Origin of the sequence: Pseudonocardia sp. SID8383 (assembly GCF_009864975.1) — a bacterium.
Lineage (GTDB): Bacteria > Actinomycetota > Actinomycetes > Mycobacteriales > Pseudonocardiaceae > Pseudonocardia > Pseudonocardia alni.
Genome location: NZ_WWFY01000930.1, coordinates 1 through 1,963, shown reverse-complemented (window position 1 = coordinate 1,963; position 1,963 = coordinate 1). Strand labels below are relative to the sequence as shown.

Below are 1,963 nucleotides of genomic sequence, written 5' to 3'. Positions count from 1 at the left end.
GGGGCGACGGCGGCGCCGGTGGTCAGGGCGGCCGCGGCCAGGCAGGCCGCCGCCACGGCACGCAGGCGGCGTCCCCCGGGACGTCGCGTCGCGCCCACGCTCGGGCGTCCCGGAACGGGCGGTGTCGCTGCGGACGGTCTCGGTGCGGACATGGGGTTCCCTTCGGACGGCGTCGTCGACGGCCGGTGCTGTGGCCCCGCCCGGGTCGCGGGCAGGGTCGTGCGACGGGGGCACCGGGTGGCGCCACCGCGGGAGTGCTGTGGGTCCGTGCGGGTCGGAGGGGGCGTCAGTCCCTGAGCCAGGCCGTGACGAAGTCGGTGATCCGGTCGACGATCGCGGCGACGATCGCCTCCCCGTGCTCCGGATCGGCCCGGCGGGGGTCGCCGAGGACCCCGTTGCCGGACAGACGGTCGTAGGGCGCGGTGAGCCTCGGACCACCGCGCCGGCGGGCCAGTGCGCCGAAGGCGTCGAGCTCGGCGAGCCGGGTGGTCCCGGCCGCGAGCCGGTCGGTGTGCACCAGGTGCGGTGCGACGGCGAGCATCTGCGCCGTCTCGGCCTGCCCGCTGTGCCCGCTGACCTCGGGCGGCCCGGCCGCGGCGACGACGTCGGCGGCCAGCGTGGTGAGCGGGCTCCAGGCGAACTGCAGGTCCGGACGGGCCGCGAGGAGGTCCTGCGCGACCGTCGCGAGGGTGGCGTCGTTCCCGCCGTGCCCCGTGACCACGCAGATCCGGCGCCAGCCGTGCCGGTACAGACCGTCGACGTACTCGCGGACGAGCGTGGCGAACGTCGTGGTGGTCAGGCTGACCGTGCCCGCGAAGGCCAGGTGGTGCGGCGACACCCCGACCGGCAACGACGGCCCGACGACGGCGGTGCCGCCCAGTGCCTCGGCGACCCGGTCGCAGACCGCCTCGGCGCGGATCAGGTCCGTCGCGAGCGGCAGTCCCGGCCCGTGCTGTTCGAAGGCCCCGGCCGGCAGCAGCACCACCGGGCTGTCGACGACGGCGGCCGCGGCCTCGACCGTCGTCATCTCCCCCAGGCGCCGCGTGCTCACGCGCCCACCGCCGCGGCGATGGAGGCGAGGTGCTCGCGACACAGCCGATCGGCCAGGTCCGGGTCGCCCCCACGGACGGCCTCGAGCAGCGCGACGTGCTCGGCGTGGTCGCGCTCGCGGTCGTCGTAGCGGTGCCGGATCTCGACCTGGTCGTGCGCACGCACGTGCAGCAGCGCCTCCACCGTCTCCCGGAGGAGCGCGTTGCCGCTGGTCGCGGCCAGCGCGACGTGGAAGTGCACGGCCGGACGGAGGTCACCGACCGGCGGGTGCAGGGCGTTGGTGACGCTCTCCGCGAGCATCGCCAGCCCCGCGGCGTCGCGCTCCCGGGCCGCGGCGGCCGCGATCGGCGGCTCCAGGACGAGCCGGGCGCGGATCAGCTCGTGCACGCCGTCGGGGGTCCGGGACGGCCGGTGCGGGTTGGCGAGCAGCCGCCGCCCGACCCCGGCGCCGACGTAGGTGCCCGAGCCGTGCCGGAACTCCACCGCACCGGTGGCCTCCAGGCGGCGCAGCGCCTCGCGGACGGTCGGGGTGGTGACCTCGAACCGTCGCGCCAGGTCGCGGGAGGACGCGAGCTGGTCCCCCGGGCCGAGGTTCCCGGTCCGGATGATGTCCATGATGTCGTCGGCCAGGCGCTCCGACAGCGTCTCCCCTGCGGTCATAAAGTGACTAAATCACTTAGAGACCTGACCGGTCAACTCTCTCCCGCCGCCTCCGCACGCCGGTGATCGCGATTCCGCGCGCTGATCCGCTGGGCGCGCGCGTCCGGACGCACGCGGACCGCGGATCACCGCGCGAACTCCGGATCACCGTGCGGGCGGGCTGCGGACGGACCGGGGACGGCGAGGCGCCGTCGGCGGCGGACGAACCGGGCCGCTCGGGCGGCAGTGGTCGGAGCGGGCCGGTCAGGCCCCG

Annotated in this window: 2 protein-coding genes; both read right to left on the bottom strand. The window is 76.4% G+C overall.

The features are described 5' to 3' along the window. Nucleotides 1-286: 286 nt before the first annotated feature. The gene (locus GTW08_RS22355) at nt 287-1,051 is read right to left on the bottom strand and encodes a creatininase family protein (protein ID WP_073577079.1); all 765 of its coding nucleotides are present in this window, start codon (nt 1,049-1,051) and stop codon (nt 287-289) included. Next, nucleotides 1,048-1,710 (bottom strand): FadR/GntR family transcriptional regulator, encoded by a 663-nt coding sequence (locus tag GTW08_RS22350; RefSeq protein WP_073577080.1) that lies wholly within the window; start codon nt 1,708-1,710, stop codon nt 1,048-1,050. The genes GTW08_RS22355 and GTW08_RS22350 overlap by 4 nt, the downstream gene beginning before the upstream one ends. Nucleotides 1,711-1,963 lie beyond the last annotated feature (253 nt).

What these genes read in the sequence shown, in the direction of transcription:
- GTW08_RS22350 (WP_073577080.1), bottom strand. Translation starts at nt 1,710, where the DNA reads ATGACCGCAGGGGAGACGCTGTCGGAGCGCCTGGCCGACGACATCATG.